Below are 18,929 nucleotides of genomic sequence, written 5' to 3'. Positions count from 1 at the left end.
GGTCCGATGAGCGAGATAAAGTCGCACGAGTTCGACGGCTTCCTGCAGAGGGCGGCTGGAAGCTACCGGCTTTTCCTGCTCTACGGCCCGGATCGCGGTCTCGTTTCCGAACGCGCCGGACTGCTTGCCGCAAAATTCGGCATTCCACTCGATGACCCGTTTGCCGTCGTCAAGCTCGACGCCAGCGATCTGCAGCAGGATCCCGGACGATTGCTCGATGAAGTCAACGCCATTGGCCTTTTCGGCGGCGAGAAACTCGTCTGGATCCGCGGCGCATCCGCCGAGAAGGCACTTTCCGAAGCCCTGCAGATCCTTGCGACTGATCCGCCCGCGGGCAGCTATCTGATCATCGAGGCTGGGGATCTGAAAAAGGGGGCTGCCCTTCGGAAGGCGGGCGAATCGGCCCGTTCCATTGCGTCCATCGCCTGCTATAGCGACGACGCCCGTAGCCTGCACGCGCTCATCGACCATGAACTCGCCGAGGCCGGACTTCGAATCAGCCCTGCCGCGCGCGAGCGCCTGCTCGAAGTGCTTGGCGGAGATCGCCTCGCCTCGCGCAACGAAGTTCGAAAACTCGCGCTCTACTGCCGCGGCAAGGAGATCGTGGACGAGGACGATGTGCTCGATATCGTCGGCGATGCCAGCGCGATTTCGGTCGATGATGCGGTCGGTGCCGTTCTAAAGGGCGACGTCGACGCGCTGCTCCATGCCATGAAGAAGATCACGACGTCGAAGACACCGCCCTTCCTCGTGCTCCAGGCCTGCTTGAGGCAGTTCCAGCAGCTGGACGCGATGCGGGCTGAGATGGATGCCAGCCGCCAATCATCGAGCCAGGTGATCGCAAGCCTTGGGCGCAACGTGCATTTCCGCCGCAAGCCGATTGTCGAAGCAGCGCTCCGTCACTGGACTGGACCGGCAATCCGGCGTGAAATGAGCCGGCTGCAGGCCACCATATACCAAAGCCGCGCTCGACAGAGCCTGGAGGACAGTCTCGTTCTGCAGAACCTTCTGGCGATAACCGTGCAATCGGCGAAGCGCTGACTGCAGTGCGCGGGCGGCGCCGGCTCAGCGGGGCTGTCCCATCGAACAGAGATGTGCAACGCAGTTGCCGCGTGTTCCGCTGGTCGAACTGGATGCAACGCCGACGATCTTGGACGGACCTACCGCGCTGCCGTCTTCAGGCTTGGCCCGAGAATCCCCTTCGCACGCCGCCAGAAGCTGAATCGACAGGCGTCATGGATGCTGTTCGCGGCCGGCCCGATCCCCTGGGGGCAGTGTCGGGATCCTCGGGTAAGCCCGGGGATGGCAGCGCGGGGAGAGCTGCGCCACGCTCAGCGGCGCTCCAGCAGCCGGCAAATCTCTTCGAGCTGGTCGAGCGTCTTGTAGGCGATCCGCAGGTGCCCGCCGGAAGCCTTGTGGCTGACGGTAACTTCGAGCCCGAGGCTGTCCGACAGTGTGCGCTCCAGCGCCAGCGTGTCGGCATCTTTCTCCTCGCGGCGCGGTGCTTTGGCGAAATTCGGATCGTTCTGCGCCCGGATATCGTTCTGCGCCAGGCGCTCCGCCTCGCGCACGGACAACCCCTTCGCAACGATGTTGCGCGCCAGGGCCACCGGGTCCGAGGTCGGAATCAGCGCGCGCGCATGGCCGGCCGATAGGCTGCCGTCGGAGAGCATGTCACGCACGGGCTCCGGCAGCTTCAGCAAGCGGAGGCTATTGGCGACGTGACTGCGGCTCTTGCCGATGATGTCACCGAGATCGTTTTGCGTATATCCATGTTCGGCGATCAATTGCTCGTAGCCCAAAGCTTCTTCGAGCGGATTGAGGTCGGATCGCTGGACGTTCTCGACGATCGCAATTTCCAGCGCCGTGCGATCGTCCACATCCCGCACGATCACCGGGATCTCGGTGAAGCCCGCAAGCTGGGCCGCCCGCCAACGGCGTTCGCCGGCAATGATCTCGTAGCGCTCATGACCGACGGTGCGGACGACGACTGGCTGCACGATGCCGTGCTGTCGGATCGAGCTCGCTAGATCCTGTAGTTCCGCCTCGTCAAACTGGCGACGCGGGTTGCGGGGATTGCGCGACACAAATTCGATCGGCACGCGACGGTCGGGATTGAAGGGCGCCTGCGGCGCAGCGCCACTTTGCAACGGCTGATCCATCTCGCCGATCAATGCCGCAAGACCGCGGCCCAGACGCCTTTTGGAGCTGTCGTCGTTCATCTCTCATCCAATCTTATTACGATACCGAAACGATTACGCTGCCTTGCGTTGCCGCTCGCGCTGGATCACTTCGGACGCCAATTGCAGATATGCCTGGCTTCCGGCGCACTTCAGATCATAAAGAATGGCCGGTTTGCCATAAGAAGGCGCCTCTGAAACCCGGACGTTTCGCGGAATCAAGGTGTGATAGACCTTGTCACCAAGATGGGTGCGAACATCGCTCACGACCTGCTGAGCGAGATTGTTGCGGGAATCGAACATCGTCAACACGATGCCTTGGATATCCAGGCTCGGATTCACCGTCCGGCGCACCTGATCGACGGTTTCCAGCAATTGACTCAGCCCTTCCAGCGCAAAAAACTCGCACTGCAGCGGGACAAGCACGGAATGCGCTGCGGCCATCGCATTCATCGTCAACAGATTGAACGATGGAGGGCAATCGACCAGGACGTAGGAATAGGCGAGGGCCTCGCTCGCCGCCAGTGCCCTGCGAAGCCGAAAGACACGGTCGGGCTCCCGTGCGATCTCCATCTCCAGACCAAGTAGATCCATGGTCGAAGGCACGATCGAAAGGTTCGGCACCGCCGTGTTTTGGGCGATGTCGCCGACCGAATGCGTTCCCATCATCAATTCATAGGACGACAGGTGACGGTCGCGGCGCTGAATCCCGAGACCGGTGCTGGCATTCCCCTGCGGATCGAGATCGACAATCAGGACTTTCTCGCCAATTGCGGCCAGAGCGGTCGCAAGATTAATGGCGGTCGTCGTTTTTCCGACGCCGCCTTTCTGGTTGGCAATTGTGATAATCCGATTTCTAGGGCCAAACATGTTTTCGCTCGCCTATCACTTCGTCCGACGTGAAAGATTTGCAATCTCGAGCACGACCGAATCTGGCTCGACGACACTCGCATGTTTTACCAGATCGAATTGAAAGCGGCTAACGGCTTTGTCGATTTCCTCCTGGTAATCCCGCCCTTTATGGAAGAATGCCACTGCATTGTCACCTTCACCGAGCATCCAGGGTGCACAATAATCCAACAATTGGCTCAAATCCGCGAGTGCGCGCGCCGAAATAGCATCGCAACGGGGTATAATTGCACTCGCATTCTCGATTCGAATCGGATGCACGGAGCCGCGCGCGCCGGTTTCATTCAGAGCCACACGCAAAAATGCGCATTTCTTGTTGTTGCTTTCGACCAGATGAACCCAGCCGTCGCCGAGTTCCGACAGACAGATTGCTGTTATCACACCCGGAAAACCGCCGCCGCTGCCAAGGTCGACCCAGGTCTTCGGCGCGGGGGACAATTGGAAAATCTGCAGGCTGTCAACGATGTGGCGCCGCCACAGATCCTCGAGCGTCGATGGCGCGACGAGATTGATGGACTTCGCCCACTTCTGAAACAAGGCGCCAAGGTGTTCCAGCTTCTCGACCGTTTCACGTGAAACACGCAATCCGATCAAGCTTTCGGCCAGACTCGTTTTCATTGTACGCTCTGCCTCTCCACACGCCGCACCTCTCGATCCTGCCGCTTCAACCAGGTGAGAATCAGCGACACGGCGGCCGGCGTCATACCGTCGATCTTCATGGCCTGCGCCAGGTTGCGGGGCTGTTTTTGCGTCAGCTTCTGCTTCAGCTCGTTCGACAATCCGGGCAGCAGACTGTAGTCGAAGTCCTCCGGAATGCTGGTGCTTTCTTCCCGGCGAATGCCGGCGATGTCCGCAGCCTGCCTCTCCATATAGACAGCATAGGCAGCGTCGATCTCCAGCGCTTCGACCACGCGCCGGTCAATCGCGTCGAGTTCCGGCCAGAGGGGTTTTAACCCGCCTATCGATTGCTCGGGGTAGGACAGGATTTCAAATGCCGATCGCCGCTGACCATCCTGGTTCAGTTTCAAGCCAAATCGCTTGCCTTCCGACGGCGTCACAGAGAGGGACTGCAGGAGTGTGCGCCCGTTTTCATAGGCACCTTTCCACTCGACGAAACGCTGCTGACGCGCCTCACCGACGAGCCCGAGACCCACGCCCACCGGGGTCAGCCGCATGTCGGCATTGTCAGCCCGGAGCGAGAGCCGGTACTCGGCGCGCGACGTGAACATCCGGTAGGGTTCGGCGATACCGCGCGATGTGAGATCATCGATCATCACGCCGATATAGGAGTCTGTGCGGCTGAACTGAAATGGCGGGCGTCCCATTGCGGCGAGGGCGGCATTCAATCCGGCGACCAGCCCTTGAGCGCCCGCTTCTTCGTACCCGGTCGTTCCGTTAATCTGACCTGCAAGGAACAGACCGGGCGCCTTTCGGACCGCCAGGGACAGTTGCAGCTCCCGCGGGTCGACGTGATCGTACTCGATCGCATACCCAGGCTGCAGGATTGTCACGTTCTCCAGTCCCGGGATCGTCCGGATAAAGGCACCCTGAACATCCTCGGGCAGCGAGGTCGAAATTCCGTTGGGATAGACCGTATCGTCATCGAGTCCCTCTGGCTCCAGAAAGATCTGATGGCCATCCCGCTCGCCGAAGCGAACGATCTTGTCCTCGATCGATGGGCAATAGCGCGGACCGACACCCTCGATCTGGCCCGAATACATCGCAGATCTATGGATATTGTCGGCGATGAGCCTGTGCGTGGTTTCTGTTGTGCGTGTCACGCCGCAATCGATCTGCCGGTTGGCGATCTCATCTGTCAGGAACGAGAATGGCACCGGATCCTCGTCCGGCCCCTGGCGACCGACCCGGTCCCAGTCAATCGTGCGGCCGTCGAGGCGAGCCGGCGTCCCGGTCTTCAGCCTTCCGAGGTTGAGCCCGAAACGAGCCAACGTCTCGGAAAGACCAAGCGACGGTTCTTCTCCGACACGCCCCGCCGGAATCTTTCGATCGCCGATATGGATCAAACCCTTGAGGAAAGTGCCCGTGGTCAACACGACGGCCGCCGCGCGAAAGGTTCGGCCGTCCTTCATGACGACGCCGCAAACGGCTCCATTCTCGGTCAGCAGGTCGAACGCGTCGCCCTCGATGACCGACAGATTCTGGACAGTGCCGATCGCGCGCTGCATCGCCTCACGATAGAGCCTTCGATCCGCCTGCGTCCTCGGGCCCCGTACCGCAGGTCCCTTGCGGCGGTTAAGCAGCCGGAACTGTATGCCCGCAGCGTCGGCGACGCGTCCCATCAGCCCGTCGAGAGCGTCAATCTCCCTGACCAGATGCCCCTTGCCCAAGCCGCCGATGGCCGGATTGCAAGACATGACGCCGATCGTATCGCGCCTATGCGTGATGAGGGCCGTGCTGGCGCCGAGTCGCGCGGATGCAGAGGCGGCCTCGCAGCCGGCATGTCCGCCGCCAATCACGATGACATCATAACTCGTCATTCCCAATCTCCAGCTATAAAGCCTGATTCTGAATTTCACTGGTCGAGTCAAGCGGTTTCACGTGAAACGCTGTGAATGACTCGCGGCGCTGTATTTGCCCGGTCTAACTATTTTCCGATACAGAACTCTGAAAATATCACATCGAGCAGGTTCTCCACGTCGACCCGCCCCGTGATCCGGCCGAGCGCATCGCCGGCAACGCGAAGTTGCTCCGCCTGAATGTCCAGTCCCAGGGCCGCCGACGATAAACTGCGCTCCAAAGCCGCGCTCGCTTGGCGAAGGCAATCGACATGACGCTTTCGCGATGGCATCGACAATGACGTCTTGCCCGCCAGATCGGGGAGGTAGGTCCCCAATACGTCGAGCAGGTCGGCGATGCCGGCCCCGGTCTTGGTCGACAGGAATACATCCGCATCGCTTGGCAGCCACGAAACATCGCCACGATCAATCTTGGTCGCGACCCTTATGAGCGGGACATTACCCGGAACGGCTTCACTAACCGCAAAACGTGCCGGATTATCCGATAACAGGAGCACGAGATCGGCCCTTCCGATAGTCTCGAGTGCGCGCCGAATTCCCTCTCGCTCGACGAGTTCTTCGGTCTCCCGCAACCCTGCGGTGTCGAACAACTTAACGGAGAATCCGGCTAAGGAAAGGTCGACCGAAATAATGTCACGAGTCGTTCCGGCGATTTCGGTGACGATGGCGATGTCGCGCTTGGCCAACGCATTCAGCAGACTCGACTTCCCGGCATTCGGCTCACCGGCAATGACGATCTTGAGACCATCGCGAATTATTTCCGCCAAACCTGCCTGGCCGATATGCGCGCCGATCTCACCACGGAGCTTCTCCACGTCCTTCCAGATCGATGCGCTGACCGAACCCGGGACGTCCTCCTCATCGGCGAAATCAAGTTCGGCTTCGATCATCGCCCGCGCATGCGTCAGGCGACGCGCCCAACCTTCGTAGAGCGAAGACTGGCCGCCGCCCGAGTGTTCGAGCGCCAACCGCCGCTGCATCTCCGTCTCGGCCGCGATCAGATCGGCAAGGCCCTCGACCTCTACCAGATCCATCTTGCCGTTCTGAAATGCACGCCGTGAAAACTCGCCCGCATCCGCGTGGCGCAGGCCGTCAATTCCCGCAAGCTCATCCAGTATGGCGTGAACGACGGCTCGCCCGCCGTGAACCTGCAACTCGCAGCAGTCTTCGCCCGTAAAGGAAGCGGGCCCCGGAAAATAGACCACCAGCCCGCTATCCAACGCATCACCATTTCGAGTCCGAATCGTTTTCAGGCTCGCGGAGCGAGCTTGCGGCAAGGATCCGCAAAGCTGCGCAACTGCGTTGGCCGTTGCCGGTCCGCTGATGCGGATAACCGCAACGCCCGCCGGCAAGGCGCCGCTCGAAAGTGCGTATATCGTATCCGTAAACTGCATCGCGGCTACCGGCCATCCCGAGCGCACTGCATAGTGCCGCGAGCTCGGTTCGATTTCTGTCATTGAGGGTTAGAGCGGCTGCTTCTTTGAACGGCATCGTCTTCGTTCTGCCAAGCAACTCTCGCCATTTCTGCACAGGATGCAGAGCGCCGCGACTTATGCACCCAGCGGCGCCGGAAATCAAGTATCTCACAACGGCGCCACCATTCATGTGAAACGCGACGCACGTGTTTCACGTGAATCATCGCGGCGAACGGACAGGCGCGCGCCATGTGTTCACGCCGAATCCGGCTAATGAATCTCGACGGAATACCACAAAATGAAAATGGCCAAGACGCGCCGCGCCTTGGCCATTTGAAATCCGAGAAACTTGAAAACCTATCAGGTATTCATCGATTCGAAGAAATCGCCGTTCGTCTTCGTCTGCTTCAGCTTGTCGATCAGGAACTCGATTGCATCGGTGGTGCCCATCGGAGCAAGGATGCGGCGAAGAACGAAGATCTTCTGGAGATCCTGCCGCGGCACCAGGAGATCCTCCTTGCGCGTCCCGGACTTCAGAATGTCCATCGCCGGGAAGATGCGCTTATCGGCGACCTTGCGATCGAGGACGATTTCGGAGTTACCGGTGCCCTTGAATTCTTCGAAGATCACTTCGTCCATGCGGCTGCCGGTATCGATCAGCGCGGTGGCGATAATCGTCAGCGAGCCGCCTTCCTCGATGTTGCGCGCCGCACCAAAGAAACGCTTCGGGCGCTGGAGCGCGTTGGCATCGACACCGCCGGTCAGGACCTTACCGGATGACGGCACTACGGTGTTATAGGCGCGGCCGAGGCGCGTAATCGAGTCGAGCAGAATAACGACGTCCCTGCCGTGCTCGACGAGGCGCTTCGCCTTCTCGATGACCATCTCTGCAACCTGCACGTGGCGCGTCGCCGGCTCGTCGAAAGTCGAGGAGACCACTTCGCCCTTCACCGAACGCTGCATGTCGGTCACTTCTTCCGGCCGTTCGTCGATCAGGAGAACGATCAGATAGCACTCCGGATGGTTGGCGGTGATCGAGTGAGCGATGTTCTGCAGCAGCACCGTCTTACCGGTGCGTGGCGGTGCCACGATCAGCCCGCGCTGGCCCTTTCCAAGCGGCGCCACCAGATCGATGACGCGCGCGGAAAGATCTTTCGACGTCGGAACCTCGAGTTCCATCTTGAACCGCTCGTTCGGATAGAGCGGCGTCAGGTTGTCGAAATGCACCTTATGGCGGATTCTTTCCGGATCGTCGAAGTTGATCGTGTTGACCTTCAGCAGCGCGAAATAACGCTCGCCTTCCTTCGGACCACGAATCGGTCCTTCGACTGTATCGCCGGTCTTCAGGGAAAACCGGCGGATCTGCGAGGGCGAAATATAGATATCGTCCGGGCCGGGAAGGTAGTTTGCATTGGCGGAGCGGAGGAAGCCGAACCCGTCCTGCAGCACCTCAACGACGCCTTCACCGATGATCTCCGTATCCTGCGTGGCGAGCATCTTGAGGATTGCGAACATCAACTCCTGCTTGCGCATCGTGCTGGCGTTCTCGACCTCGAGCTCTTCGGCAAAGGCCAGGAGATCGGTCGGCGTCTTGTTCTTAAGTTCTTGAAGCTTCATTTCAGCCATGAAGAGTCCACGTGTCGTATGGGGAATGGAGGTTGGCGTGATTTTGTAAGGGAGCTGCGAGAGGGAAGAGGCAGGCTCTAAACTTTGTCACAAGCCACGAGAAGAAGGAGATGAGGGAAAATAGCGATTCACGTGAAACGCCGCAAGGGGCTCGCACAAATTAGCGACAACTATTGCAGCTAAAAATCGATTGAATTCAAAATGGTTTCACCACGACCATGATGACGATGAGAATCATCAGCAGTGTCGGTGCTTCGTTCATCAGCCGCCAGTAGCGAGCATCGCGGTGATTCTCGTCCCGCTCGAACGCTTTCACTGCGCGGCTGAAATGCATGTGCACGATCGTTAGTAGCACGACGAAAAACAGCTTGGCGTGCAGCCAGCCGCCCTGAAAGCCATAAACGCTCCAGGCGAGATAAAGGCCGAGCGCCCATGAGATCATCATCGCCGGGTTCATGATGACCTTCAGCAAGCGCCGTTCCATCATCTTGAACGTCTCGGACTGCGCCGATCCCGGCGCCGCGTCGGTGTGGTAGATGAAGAGGCGCGGCATGTAGAGAAGCGCTGCCATCCAGGATATGACCGCAATGACGTGCAACGCCTTGATCCAAAGGTAGAGATCGTCCGGCTGTAGCACGAACAGGCCGACCAGCAGCAGGGCAAAGGCGGAGAGGGCGATCCAGGCGCGCAGGCGCGCTCTGTTCCCCGGGCCGCTGTCGGTCTGGCGCTCCAGCATCATCGTCTCCAGCGGACCCGCGAAACCAGCGCCGCGACGTGCTCCGGGTCCGCCTGCGGCGTAATCCCATGGCCCAGATTGAAGATCAGCGGCCCGTTTCCGAGCGCATCGAGGATCCGGTCGATTCCGCTTTCCAAAGCGGCACCGCCGGCGACGACCCGCATAGGATCCAGATTCCCTTGGACGGGGCCATCCTTCTGGAGCTCGGCCGCAAACGACAGGGGCACCGACCAGTCGAGCCCGATCGCGTCGGCGCGGGTCGACTGCCGATAATCCTTGAGCAAAAGCCCCGCGCCCTTCGCGAAGGCAATGACCTTGGCTGCCGGTCGCCTCGCGCGAACGGAAGCGATCAACCGCCGGACGGGCTCGACGGCGAAACGGGCGAATTCCTCCTCGCCCAGCACACCCGCCCAGGAATCGAAGATTTGCACCGCATCCGCACCCGCGTCGATCTGCTCCACCAGATAGTCCGCCGAAATGTCGGCCAGGAACGCCAGCAGATCGTCGAACGCTTTCGGGTAACGATAGGCGAACAGACGGGCAGGAGCCTGATCCGGCGTCCCGTGCCCGGCGATCATGTAGGTCGCTACGGTCCATGGTGCGCCACAGAAACCAAGCAGCGTCGTCTCCGCCGGCAACTTCCGACGCAGCCGCGAAACCGTCTCGAACACCGGCCGCAGGTGATCGGAGACGCCGGCGGCACTCAGGCGCGCAATGCCGTCCGCGTCGATCGGATCCATCTTCGGCCCGTGACCTTCCTCGAAGCGCACATTCCGGTGAAGCGCATCCGGGATCACGAGGATATCGGAAAAGAGGATTGCGGCGTCGAAAGCATATCGCCGGATCGGCTGCAATGTCACTTCCACGGCCAGTTCGGGAGTGTAGCAAAGATCGAGGAAGCTTCCCGCCTTCGCCCGCGTCTCACGATATTCCGGGAGGTAACGTCCCGCCTGGCGCATGAGCCAGATCGGTGGAGGCGTGAGACATTTCCCGTCCAGCACCTCGAGGACCTTGCGACGTTTCACGCTCACCCGCGACTTCTCCCAATCTAATAATCAAACTGAATCTAAAAGGTTTCTATTTCTTAGAGTCGGTGGCTATCAAGGATTAAAATCCCTCCGCAGTTCATCCAGTGCTCCCACTGGAGCCGTGCGATGCCGGGAGAAAATAGGCAATTTTCCGCAACGGAGCGAGGAAAGAGCAGAAAACATTGAAAAGTCCGAAACTTACGTGGTTCGCGAATCTTGCGCTTTCTGTGGACAAGCTGTCGAATCGCGTGACATTTTGTCGTCGCCATGAGTCTTGTCCACATGAGGCGCTCGACGTTCTCCGGAAGAGGCTGGGATGTGAATAAGTCGGCGCTTTTCCACTTGCCTGAACGGCTGCCGCGCCGTTAGCTGTTTTTGTCCCGGCCTATCAACAGCCCCCGGAGAATTGCGTGGAGAACCGAAAAAACTATTTCCACCTGCATCTCGTCTCCGATTCGACGGGCGAGACTCTGATTGCAGCGGGGCGCGCGGCTGCGGCGCAATTCCAGTCGTCGCATGCGCTGGAGCATGTCTATCCGCTGATCCGGAACCGGAAGCAGCTGATGCAGGTGCTGGACGCGATCGATGGCGCGCCGGGCATTGTTCTTTACACGATCGTCGACCGCGAGCTTGCCGACATCATCGATCAGCGCTGCCGCGAGATCGGCGTGCCTTGTGTTTCGGTGCTGGACCCGATCATCGATCTGTTTCAGTCTTATCTCGGCTCGCCATCCCGGCGCCGCTCGGGAGCGCAGCACGTCATGGACGCCGAGTATTTCGCCCGGATCGAGGCGCTGAACTTCACCATGGACCATGACGATGGCCAGATGCCGGCGGATTTCGACGAGGCCGATGTCGTTCTTGTCGGCGTAAGTCGTACGTCGAAGACGCCGACGAGCATCTATCTTGCCAATCGCGGCATCAAAACGGCGAACATCCCGATCGTGCCTGGAGTGCCGTTGCCAGACGGTCTGATCAGCGCGACGAAACCGCTCGTCGTTGGCCTTATCGCGACCGCCGACAGGATCTCGCAGGTGCGCCAGCACCGCCTGCTCGGGACGACCCAGAGCTTCCATGGCGAACAGTATACCGACCGGGCCTCGATCGCCGAGGAGTTGAAATATGCCCGCTCGCTCTGTGCGCGCAACAATTGGCCAATGATCGACGTGACGCGCCGGTCGATAGAGGAAACCGCCGCTGCGATCGTTGCCCTGCGCCCGCGGCTCAGATAGAGCGAAACAGGAAAACCCGGGATTTAACAATGACGACCGCACTCGTGTTGGCTTCCGCCAGTCCCTTTCGTCGCGCGCTGTTGGAAAACGCCGGGCTGACATTTCAGGCAAGAGCCGCCAACGTGGACGAGCGGGCATTGGAGCAACCGCTCGAGGCAAGCGGCGCTTCGCCATCGGATGTCGCGCTGGAATTGGCGGAGGCCAAGGCAAGGGATGTCGCACGGCATTTCGATGGCGCGCTCGTCATCGGTTCGGATCAGACCATGTCGCTCGGGTCGCGCGTCTATCACAAGCCGAAGGACATGGACGAGGCGGCCGACCATCTCTTTTCGCTGTCCGGAAAGACGCACAGTCTGAACAGTGCGATCGTTCTCGTCCGTGACGGCGAGGTCGTCTGGCGCCACGTTTCCTCTGCCCATATGACAGTGCGGCCGCTCACTCGGGGCTTCATCGAAAGACACCTTGCAAGGGTCGGCGAGAAGGCGCTTGCAAGCGTCGGCGCCTATCAGCTCGAAGGCGAGGGCATCCAGCTTTTCGAAAAGATCGAAGGCGACTATTTCACGATTCTCGGCTTGCCGATGTTGCCGCTCCTCTCGAAACTCCGTGACCTGGGCTCGATCGATGCGTGATTCACGTGAAACATTTGTTAACCATGCCTTCGTCACCGGATTTCCGGTGAGGCATTCGCGCTCGCCGCTGATCCACGGCTATTGGCTGAGGGAGTTGGGGATTGCCGGCAGCTATAGGGCCTATGAGATCCCGCCGGAAGGCTTTCCGGAATTCATGCTTCAACTGAAGAGCGGCGCTTCCGGACTCTGTGGCGGCAACGTCACCATTCCCCATAAGGAAGCCGCATTCCGCCTTTCCGATCGTCCGGACGAACTGAGCGCCGAGCTCGGCGCCGCCAATACCTTGTGGGTTGAAGACGGAGAGATTTGCGCGACGAACACCGACGGGCGAGGGTTCGTCGCCAATCTCGACGAGCGCGCGAAAGGGTGGGACAGAATTTCGACCGCCGTCGTCCTCGGCGCCGGCGGTGCAAGTCGCGCAGTGATCCAGGCGGTGCGCGATCGCGGTGTCAAGGCAATCCATGTGGTAAACCGCACACCCGAGAGGGCGCAGGAACTGGCGGATCGCTTCGGCGCCGCCGTCCACGCCCACCCGCTCGGGGCCTTGCCCGAAGTGATGTCGGGCGCGGGGCTTTTCGTCAACACGACCTCGCTCGGCATGGATGGCGAGCCGGCGCCGGAGATCGATTTCTCGATGATGGACGAGGGGGCGGTCGTCACGGATATTGTCTATGTGCCGCTCAAAACGCCATTGCTGCGCCAGGCCGAAGATCAGGGCTTTGCGATCGTCGACGGGCTTGGCATGCTGTTGCATCAGGCGGTGCCCGGATTCGAAAAATGGTTTGGCCGCCGGCCGGTAGTCGACGAAACCCTTCGGCAGATCATCATTCACGATATGGACAGTCACGGATGATCATTGTCGGGCTCACGGGATCGATCGGAATGGGCAAGTCGACCGCGGCCCAGATGTTCCGCGAGTTCGGCGTTCCGGTGAACGACGCCGACGACGCGGTCCACGAACTCTATCGCGGTGAAGCGGTGGCACCGGTCGAAGCTGCATTTCCCGGTGTGGCAAAGGACGGGGTCATCGACCGGGCCGAGCTTTCGCGGCAGCTCCTTGCCAGCCCCGGGCGGCTTCGTGAACTGGAGCAGATCGTGCATCCGCTCGTTCGTGCCAAGGAGAGGGAATTCATCGACCGGCACCGGGCTGCCGGTGCACCCTTTGTTGTCCTCGACATTCCCCTGCTTTTCGAAACGAAGGCGGAAGGACGCGTCGACCAGGTCGTCGTCGTCACCTGTGCGCCCGAAAAACAGCGGGAAAGGGTCATGAAGCGGCCGGGAATGACGGAGGAAAAATTTGCGATGATCCTCGCGCGCCAGATCCCCGACAGCGAAAAGCGCGAACGGGCGGACCATATCATCGACACGAGCGACAGTTTCGACGTCACCCGAGCGCAAATTCGGGCGATCGTCGCCCGCTTGCGTGCAAGCTAGGGGATGGGCGGTCGTGCGCGCCGGTTTTTTGTCCCGTACAGCGCTTCAAGTTGCTAGATTCGACCGCATGTGGTCCCGGATTGATTCGCTCCGATCCAGCCTGACCCAGGAGAGACTGTATGCGTGAAATCATCTTCGATACGGAAACGACGGGCCTCGACAGCCGCGACGACCGCGTGATCGAAATCGGCGGCGTCGAGCTTGAAAACCAGTTTCCGACGGGGCGTACGCTGCATCTCTACATCAATCCAGGCGACCGCAAGGTCCACCCGGACGCCTTGGCCGTCCACGGCATCACTGACGAATTTCTGAAGGACAAGCCGAGCTTTGCCGACGTCGCCGACGAGATCCTCGAGTTTTTCGGCGGCGCGCGCTGGGTGGCGCACAACGCCACCTTCGACATCAGCTTCATCAACGCCGAATTTGCCCGTTTGGGCCTTCCGCCGGTAGTGAGCGAATATGTGACGGACACACTCGTTCTCGCCAGGCGAAAACATCCGATGGGCCCGAATTCACTCGATGCCCTCTGCCGGCGCTATGGCATCGACAATTCCCATCGAGCCAAGCACGGCGCGCTTCTCGACTCCGAACTCCTGGCGGAAGTCTACATCGAGATGATCGGCGGCCGGCAGGCGGCGCTTGGCCTCGTAACGAGCGTGGCCGGCGGCCAGACGATCGAAGCCGAGGACGGACCGATCATCGTCCTGCAGCGGCCGCGACCTTTGCCGGTCCGGTTGACGGAGGCCGAAATCGCGGCACATGTCGCCCTTATCGCCAAGATCGGCAACAAGGCAATCTGGTCGAAATACGAGTGCTGAAAGAAAAAGGCCCGGCGTAAACCGGGCCTCTTTCTTTAGGAACTAGCCGACAGCGGATCAGTTGGCCGTGTCGTTGCTGTTGGCGACCTGGGCGCGGACCTTTTCTTCGGCCATGCGCTGGGCAAACATCTGCGCGAAATCGATCGGATCGATCATCAGCGGCGGGAAACCGCCGTTGCGGGTTGCGTCGGAGACGATCTGGCGCGCGAACGGGAAGAGAAGCCGCGGGCACTCGATGAAGAGCAGTGGCAGCATGTGCTCCTGCGGAAAACCGGAAACACGGAATACGCCGCCATAGGCGAGTTCGACGTTGAACAGAAGCTTGTCGCCGTCCTTTGCTTCCGCATTCAGCGACAGAACGACGTCGAAATCGTTCTCGGCGAGCGGATTGGCGTTGACGTTGACATTGATGTTGATCGACGGGGCGCGGTCACGGGCCTGCAGAGAACGCGGCGCACCGGGATTCTCGAAGGAAAGATCCTTGACATACTGGGCCAGGATATTGAGTGCAGGGCTTTGCTGGGCGCCGCCGTTGCCAGTGGATGCGGTATCAGTCGTCATAAGGGTTTCCTCGGACATCAAATCGGTGAGGCCATCTAACATTTCGGACTTGGGCTTACAACCCTTGCCATCCGGGCCTTTCCTACAGCGCCGCGCGTCTCATCGACCGCGCGAAGAACGCTGTAGCACTTTGGATTGCTGCGTGTTTCATCCTTGGCTGCGATTCAAGAAAACATGCAGCAGCGGTACGAGACGAGCGATTTTCGCCCGTTCCGTACCTTCGCCTCACGCATTATAAACCCGTTCCCGGGTGAATGGGGAAAAGCGCGCGGCGCCTTGTCGTTTACCGCCGTGATTTCAGCGGGAAATCCGGTTCGTGGGCTTCGACCCATCGTCATCCTTCTTTTCCCGGGAGAATTCATCCTCGTCCAGATCGATGACGCGTGGCCCCGTTCGCCTGCCGCTTTCGGCAGTGCCGGAGCGATAAAAACCGGTTCCGGCCGTCACTATAGTCAATCTTGTCTGCAGGAATGTGGCGAAGGCGCGCCTTATCGGCGGAAGGAACAAGAACAGACCGATTATGTCGCTGATGAAACCCGGAACGATCAGGAGGATCGCTGCGACGAAGACCAGCGCGCCCTCCAGAACGTCACGGCCCGGATCGCGGCCCGCGCGAGCCGACTCCTGCACGCGGCGAAACACCTCGAATCCCTGGATGCGCAGCAAGACGATGCCGACCGCACCGCTCAGGAATACGAGGAGCAGCGTCGCCAGCAGCCCGACTTCGCGACCGACGATGACGAAGCCGGCGATTTCGGCGAGCGGAAGCCCGAGGATGACAAGCGGGAGGATCAAGGAACGCATCGGCGCCGCTCCCAAGAAGTTTCGTGCAATTGGTTGGCCTCCGGTTTAAGGGTGCGACATCGCCATTTGAATGGTTTATCCTTGCGGACTATATGGAATAGTTCAGAGTAATTCTAACAGCGGTTCCGGGTGGAAATGGGCTCTTTTGACTTCATCACGTTTTTTTTCCTGATCGCTGCCGTGGTCATCTTCCTGCAGTTGCGCAGCGTTCTGGGGCGCCGGACCGGCAGTGAACGCCCGCCTTTCGATCCCTATTCGCCGCGCGAGGTGAGCAAGGGGCCGGAGAACACCGACAACGGCAAGGTCGTGCAACTCCCCCGTCGCGAAAGTGCGGCCGAGGAGGAGTCCCGCTACACAGCCATCGATACCTTTGCCAAGGTTGGCACGCCTTTGAACGGCCAGCTCAGGGCTCTGAGCGATGCCGATCGCAGCTTCAATCCGGAGGAGTTCGTCAACGGCGCCAAGATGGCCTACGAGATGATCGTCATGGCCTTCGCGGATGGCGACCGCAAGACGCTCAAGGGTTTGTTGTCGCGCGAGGTCTACGAGGGCTTCGATGCCGCCATTTCTGAGCGGGAGGCCAGGGGCGAGGTGGTCAAATCCACCTTTGTCGGCATCGAGAAGGCCGACATCACCCATGCGGAAATCAAGGACAACGAGGAAAATATCACCGTCCGGATCATCAGCCAGCTCATTTCCGCCACCTATGACAAACAGGGCAAGCTGATAGATGGCGATGCCGACTCCGTTGCAGAGGTGAACGACCTCTGGACCTTTGCACGTGATATCCGATCGCGTGATCCGAACTGGAAGCTGATCGCCACAGAATCGGAAAACTGAGGCGATCATGGCCTTTCATCTCGAGCCGGTTGCCTTTTCGGAATTGCCGGGTTGGCAGGCGGACGACCCGACACCCGTCATTGCGGCTCTTCGGCGCTGCCATCACCACGTCGCCACGGCCAAACCCTACAAGACGGGCTCGCTCGGCATTTCCGTGGCCGACCTGTTGCCCGCTTTCGAGGCGGCCGGCGTCAATGTTTCTAGTCCGACGGCTGCGCGCGCCTTCTTCGAGCAGCAGTTCCTCCCGTTCAGGGTCCGGACCAGCGAGGGCGGGACGGGCTTCGTCACCGCCTTCTACGAGCCGGAGATCGAGGTTCGCGCCGAGGCGGATGAGATCTTTCGCTTTCCCTTCTATCGCAGACCGGCCGATTTGATCGATGTCGACGACGCGAACCGGCCGGAAGGTATGGATCCCTATTTCGCCTTCGGTCGCCTTTCGGGCGATCAGATCGAAGAGTACCCGGACCGCCAGGCGATCGAGCGGGGTCTTCTCGCGGGGCGCGGGCTTGAGATCGCCTATGCCCGCTCGAAGGTCGATGTCTTTTTCGTTCATGTGCAGGGTGCAGCCCGACTGGTCTATCCGGACGGATCGCGCCGCCGCATAACCTATGCGGCAAAGACCGGGCACCGCTTTTCCGCAATCGGAAAGCTGCTGATCGATCGCGGAGAAATAGATGCCGCAACCGTGTCTATGGCCAGCATCCGCAATTGGCTTGCCGCGCATCCTGAAGAGGTGGACGAAGTTCTGTGGCACAATCGGTCCTTCATCTTCTTTCGCGAGGCGTCGGTAGATGATGAAGACCTGGGCCCCGTTGCCGCGGCAAAGGTGCCGCTGGAGCCGGGCCGGTCGCTTGCGGTCGATCGGCTCATTCACACCTTCGGCGTCCCGTTCTACATCGCCAGCGAGACCCTGACCCATCTCGACGGTGGGCGTTCGTTCGCGCGTCTGATGCTCGCGCTGGACACCGGTTCTGCGATCGTCGGGCCTGCGCGGGGAGACATCTTTACCGGATCCGGTGACGCGGCGGGCGATCTCGCTGGATCGGTGCGCGATGCCGCGGACTTCTTCATCTTCGTTCCTCGTGCGGCCGCGGCCAGATACCGCCATGGCTAAGGAAAAGAAGCTTTCGCCAGAGGATCGCATTCTTTGGGGGAAGGTCGCACGTTCGACCAGGCCAATGCCCGGCCGCCTCGACGATCTTGCGGATCTGCTTGGCGAGAGCGAAAAGGAGTCGCTCGCCGCGGCGCCGGAATCTCCGAACCTTGCGGCAGCCTCGCGTGAAAAAAATGAACAGGGCTTTGCGCTCAGCAAAGGCAAGCCCGAGCGCCGTCATCATCCGCTCGAGAGACCGGTGAAACGCAAGCTCTCAAAGGGCCGTCTGGCGCTTGAAGCGCGGATCGACCTGCACGGCATGATCCAGAGTGAAGCCCATGGCCTCCTCTTGCAGTTTCTCCTTAAGGCGCACGAGCGCGGCCTTCGCCAAGTGCTGGTCATCACTGGCAAGGGCACATCGCTCGGTAGTGATGGCGCGCTGAAACGGGCGGTGCCGCTCTGGTTTTCGCTTCCGGAGTTCCGGTCTCTGATCTCGTCCTACGAGCCGGCGGCGCGAAACCATGGCGGTGAGGGTGCGCTTTATGTCCGCTTGGCGCGTGCCAAGGGAAGTGCGATATGACGCCCTTTGGCGAGGCCATGCGCGAACTGCGGCGCCGGAAGGGCGTGTCGCAAAAGCAGATGGCGGCTGCAATCGGCGTTTCGGCGGCCTACCTTTCGGCGCTTGAACACGGCAAACGCGGGGCACCGAGTTTCGACTTCCTCCAACGCGTCGCCGGCTATTTCAACGTCATCTGGGACGAGGCGGACGAGCTCTTCCGGATCGCCGACATTTCCGACCCGAAGGTCGTACTCGACACGTCCGGCCTGCCGCCCGGCCACACCGCGTTTGCCAACCGGTTGAGCGGCCAGATTCGCAGTTTGTCGGAGGAGACGATCCGGGCTTTGGAAGATATTTTGGAAAAAGCCACAATTCCTGATAATGACAGGGGATGAAAGCCTTTCCCGGCCGTCTCGCGCGGCCCGGGATTTGGAACCCGTGGACAAATTTCCTATATTCCGCGAGGCCTCTCGCGCTGTGATTCGCACTGAATCACGACGTTCGCAAAACCTGGAAAGACCTGAAGCC

Annotated in this window: 20 protein-coding genes; 10 read left to right on the top strand and 10 right to left on the bottom strand. The window is 60.3% G+C overall.

Going from position 1 to position 18,929, the window contains the following annotated elements:
- Positions 1 to 6 precede the first annotated feature (6 nt).
- Positions 7 to 1,041 carry a DNA polymerase III subunit delta gene (holA, locus tag QN224_RS18405; protein ID WP_283977861.1) on the top strand — a complete coding sequence of 345 codons (1,035 nt, stop codon included), beginning with the start codon at positions 7 to 9 and terminating at the stop codon, positions 1,039 to 1,041.
- A gap of 290 nt (positions 1,042 to 1,331) precedes the next feature.
- Here the strand turns inward: holA and QN224_RS18400 are convergent, their stop codons facing one another.
- The 8 genes from QN224_RS18400 to hemE all read right to left on the bottom strand — a co-directional run bounded on the left by QN224_RS18400 (position 1,332) and on the right by hemE (position 10,434).
- The gene (locus tag QN224_RS18400; RefSeq protein ID WP_173508621.1) at positions 1,332 to 2,222 is read right to left on the bottom strand and encodes a ParB/RepB/Spo0J family partition protein; all 891 of its coding nucleotides are present in this window, start codon (positions 2,220 to 2,222) and stop codon (positions 1,332 to 1,334) included.
- A 33-nt stretch (positions 2,223 to 2,255) separates the two neighbouring features.
- Entirely contained in the window at positions 2,256 to 3,050 is a 795-nt protein-coding gene (locus QN224_RS18395; RefSeq protein WP_173508620.1) for a ParA family protein, read from the bottom strand.
- Positions 3,051 to 3,065: 15 nt separating this feature from the next.
- Positions 3,066 to 3,707: a 16S rRNA (guanine(527)-N(7))-methyltransferase RsmG gene (gene rsmG / locus QN224_RS18390; RefSeq protein ID WP_283977860.1), complete on the bottom strand. Its 642-nt coding sequence runs from the start codon at positions 3,705 to 3,707 to the stop codon at positions 3,066 to 3,068.
- Positions 3,704 to 5,587 (bottom strand): tRNA uridine-5-carboxymethylaminomethyl(34) synthesis enzyme MnmG, encoded by a 1,884-nt coding sequence (gene mnmG / locus QN224_RS18385; RefSeq protein ID WP_283977859.1) that lies wholly within the window; start codon positions 5,585 to 5,587, stop codon positions 3,704 to 3,706. The genes rsmG and mnmG overlap by 4 nt, the downstream gene beginning before the upstream one ends.
- Before the next feature lie 107 nt (positions 5,588 to 5,694).
- Positions 5,695 to 7,020: a tRNA uridine-5-carboxymethylaminomethyl(34) synthesis GTPase MnmE gene (mnmE, locus tag QN224_RS18380; protein ID WP_283977858.1), complete on the bottom strand. Its 1,326-nt coding sequence runs from the start codon at positions 7,018 to 7,020 to the stop codon at positions 5,695 to 5,697.
- Positions 7,021 to 7,401: 381 nt separating this feature from the next.
- The gene (rho, locus tag QN224_RS18375) at positions 7,402 to 8,667 is read right to left on the bottom strand and encodes a transcription termination factor Rho (protein ID WP_173508615.1); all 1,266 of its coding nucleotides are present in this window, start codon (positions 8,665 to 8,667) and stop codon (positions 7,402 to 7,404) included.
- Positions 8,668 to 8,863: 196 nt separating this feature from the next.
- A complete protein-coding gene (hemJ, locus tag QN224_RS18370; RefSeq protein ID WP_283977857.1) occupies positions 8,864 to 9,406 on the bottom strand; it encodes a protoporphyrinogen oxidase HemJ in 543 nt (180 codons plus the stop codon).
- Complete coding sequence (hemE, locus tag QN224_RS18365) at positions 9,403 to 10,434, bottom strand: uroporphyrinogen decarboxylase (protein WP_283977856.1); 1,032 nt, start codon at positions 10,432 to 10,434, stop codon at positions 9,403 to 9,405. Before hemE ends, hemJ begins: the two co-directional genes overlap by 4 nt.
- 407 nt (positions 10,435 to 10,841) lie before the next feature.
- Here hemE and QN224_RS18360 point away from each other — a divergent pair, with 407 nt between their 5' ends.
- The 5 genes from QN224_RS18360 to dnaQ all read left to right on the top strand — a co-directional run bounded on the left by QN224_RS18360 (position 10,842) and on the right by dnaQ (position 14,544).
- Entirely contained in the window at positions 10,842 to 11,663 is an 822-nt protein-coding gene (locus QN224_RS18360) for a pyruvate, water dikinase regulatory protein (RefSeq protein ID WP_173508612.1), read from the top strand.
- A 29-nt stretch (positions 11,664 to 11,692) separates the two neighbouring features.
- A complete protein-coding gene (locus QN224_RS18355; RefSeq protein WP_283977855.1) occupies positions 11,693 to 12,292 on the top strand; it encodes a Maf-like protein in 600 nt (199 codons plus the stop codon).
- Positions 12,285 to 13,145 (top strand): shikimate dehydrogenase, encoded by an 861-nt coding sequence (locus QN224_RS18350; protein WP_283977854.1) that lies wholly within the window; start codon positions 12,285 to 12,287, stop codon positions 13,143 to 13,145. The genes QN224_RS18355 and QN224_RS18350 overlap by 8 nt, the downstream gene beginning before the upstream one ends.
- Entirely contained in the window at positions 13,142 to 13,726 is a 585-nt protein-coding gene (gene coaE / locus QN224_RS18345; RefSeq protein WP_283977853.1) for a dephospho-CoA kinase, read from the top strand. The genes QN224_RS18350 and coaE overlap by 4 nt, the downstream gene beginning before the upstream one ends.
- Before the next feature lie 119 nt (positions 13,727 to 13,845).
- Positions 13,846 to 14,544: a DNA polymerase III subunit epsilon gene (dnaQ, locus tag QN224_RS18340; RefSeq protein WP_283977852.1), complete on the top strand. Its 699-nt coding sequence runs from the start codon at positions 13,846 to 13,848 to the stop codon at positions 14,542 to 14,544.
- A gap of 57 nt (positions 14,545 to 14,601) precedes the next feature.
- On the opposite strand, the gene secB is transcribed toward dnaQ, so the two are convergent.
- Together secB and QN224_RS18330 are read right to left on the bottom strand one after the other, a co-directional pair.
- The gene (secB, locus tag QN224_RS18335; protein ID WP_173508607.1) at positions 14,602 to 15,105 is read right to left on the bottom strand and encodes a protein-export chaperone SecB; all 504 of its coding nucleotides are present in this window, start codon (positions 15,103 to 15,105) and stop codon (positions 14,602 to 14,604) included.
- Positions 15,106 to 15,402: 297 nt separating this feature from the next.
- Entirely contained in the window at positions 15,403 to 15,909 is a 507-nt protein-coding gene (locus QN224_RS18330; protein ID WP_283977851.1) for an FxsA family protein, read from the bottom strand.
- A gap of 135 nt (positions 15,910 to 16,044) precedes the next feature.
- Here QN224_RS18330 and QN224_RS18325 point away from each other — a divergent pair, with 135 nt between their 5' ends.
- Genes QN224_RS18325 through QN224_RS18310 form a run of 4 tightly spaced genes read left to right on the top strand, consistent with a single transcriptional unit; the run spans position 16,045 to position 18,796 of the window.
- Positions 16,045 to 16,749: a Tim44/TimA family putative adaptor protein gene (locus QN224_RS18325; protein ID WP_173508605.1), complete on the top strand. Its 705-nt coding sequence runs from the start codon at positions 16,045 to 16,047 to the stop codon at positions 16,747 to 16,749.
- A 7-nt stretch (positions 16,750 to 16,756) separates the two neighbouring features.
- A complete protein-coding gene (locus QN224_RS18320; RefSeq protein WP_283977850.1) occupies positions 16,757 to 17,863 on the top strand; it encodes a murein transglycosylase A in 1,107 nt (368 codons plus the stop codon).
- Positions 17,856 to 18,422: a Smr/MutS family protein gene (locus tag QN224_RS18315; protein WP_283977849.1), complete on the top strand. Its 567-nt coding sequence runs from the start codon at positions 17,856 to 17,858 to the stop codon at positions 18,420 to 18,422. Before QN224_RS18320 ends, QN224_RS18315 begins: the two co-directional genes overlap by 8 nt.
- Entirely contained in the window at positions 18,419 to 18,796 is a 378-nt protein-coding gene (locus QN224_RS18310) for a helix-turn-helix domain-containing protein (RefSeq protein ID WP_173508602.1), read from the top strand. The genes QN224_RS18315 and QN224_RS18310 overlap by 4 nt, the downstream gene beginning before the upstream one ends.
- The last annotated feature ends 133 nt before the right edge of the window (positions 18,797 to 18,929 follow it).

The organism is Sinorhizobium sp. 7-81, from assembly GCF_030124405.1.
In the GTDB taxonomy this organism is placed as follows: domain Bacteria; phylum Pseudomonadota; class Alphaproteobacteria; order Rhizobiales; family Rhizobiaceae; genus Sinorhizobium; species Sinorhizobium psoraleae.
This window is presented reverse-complemented; position numbering and strand designations above follow the sequence as displayed.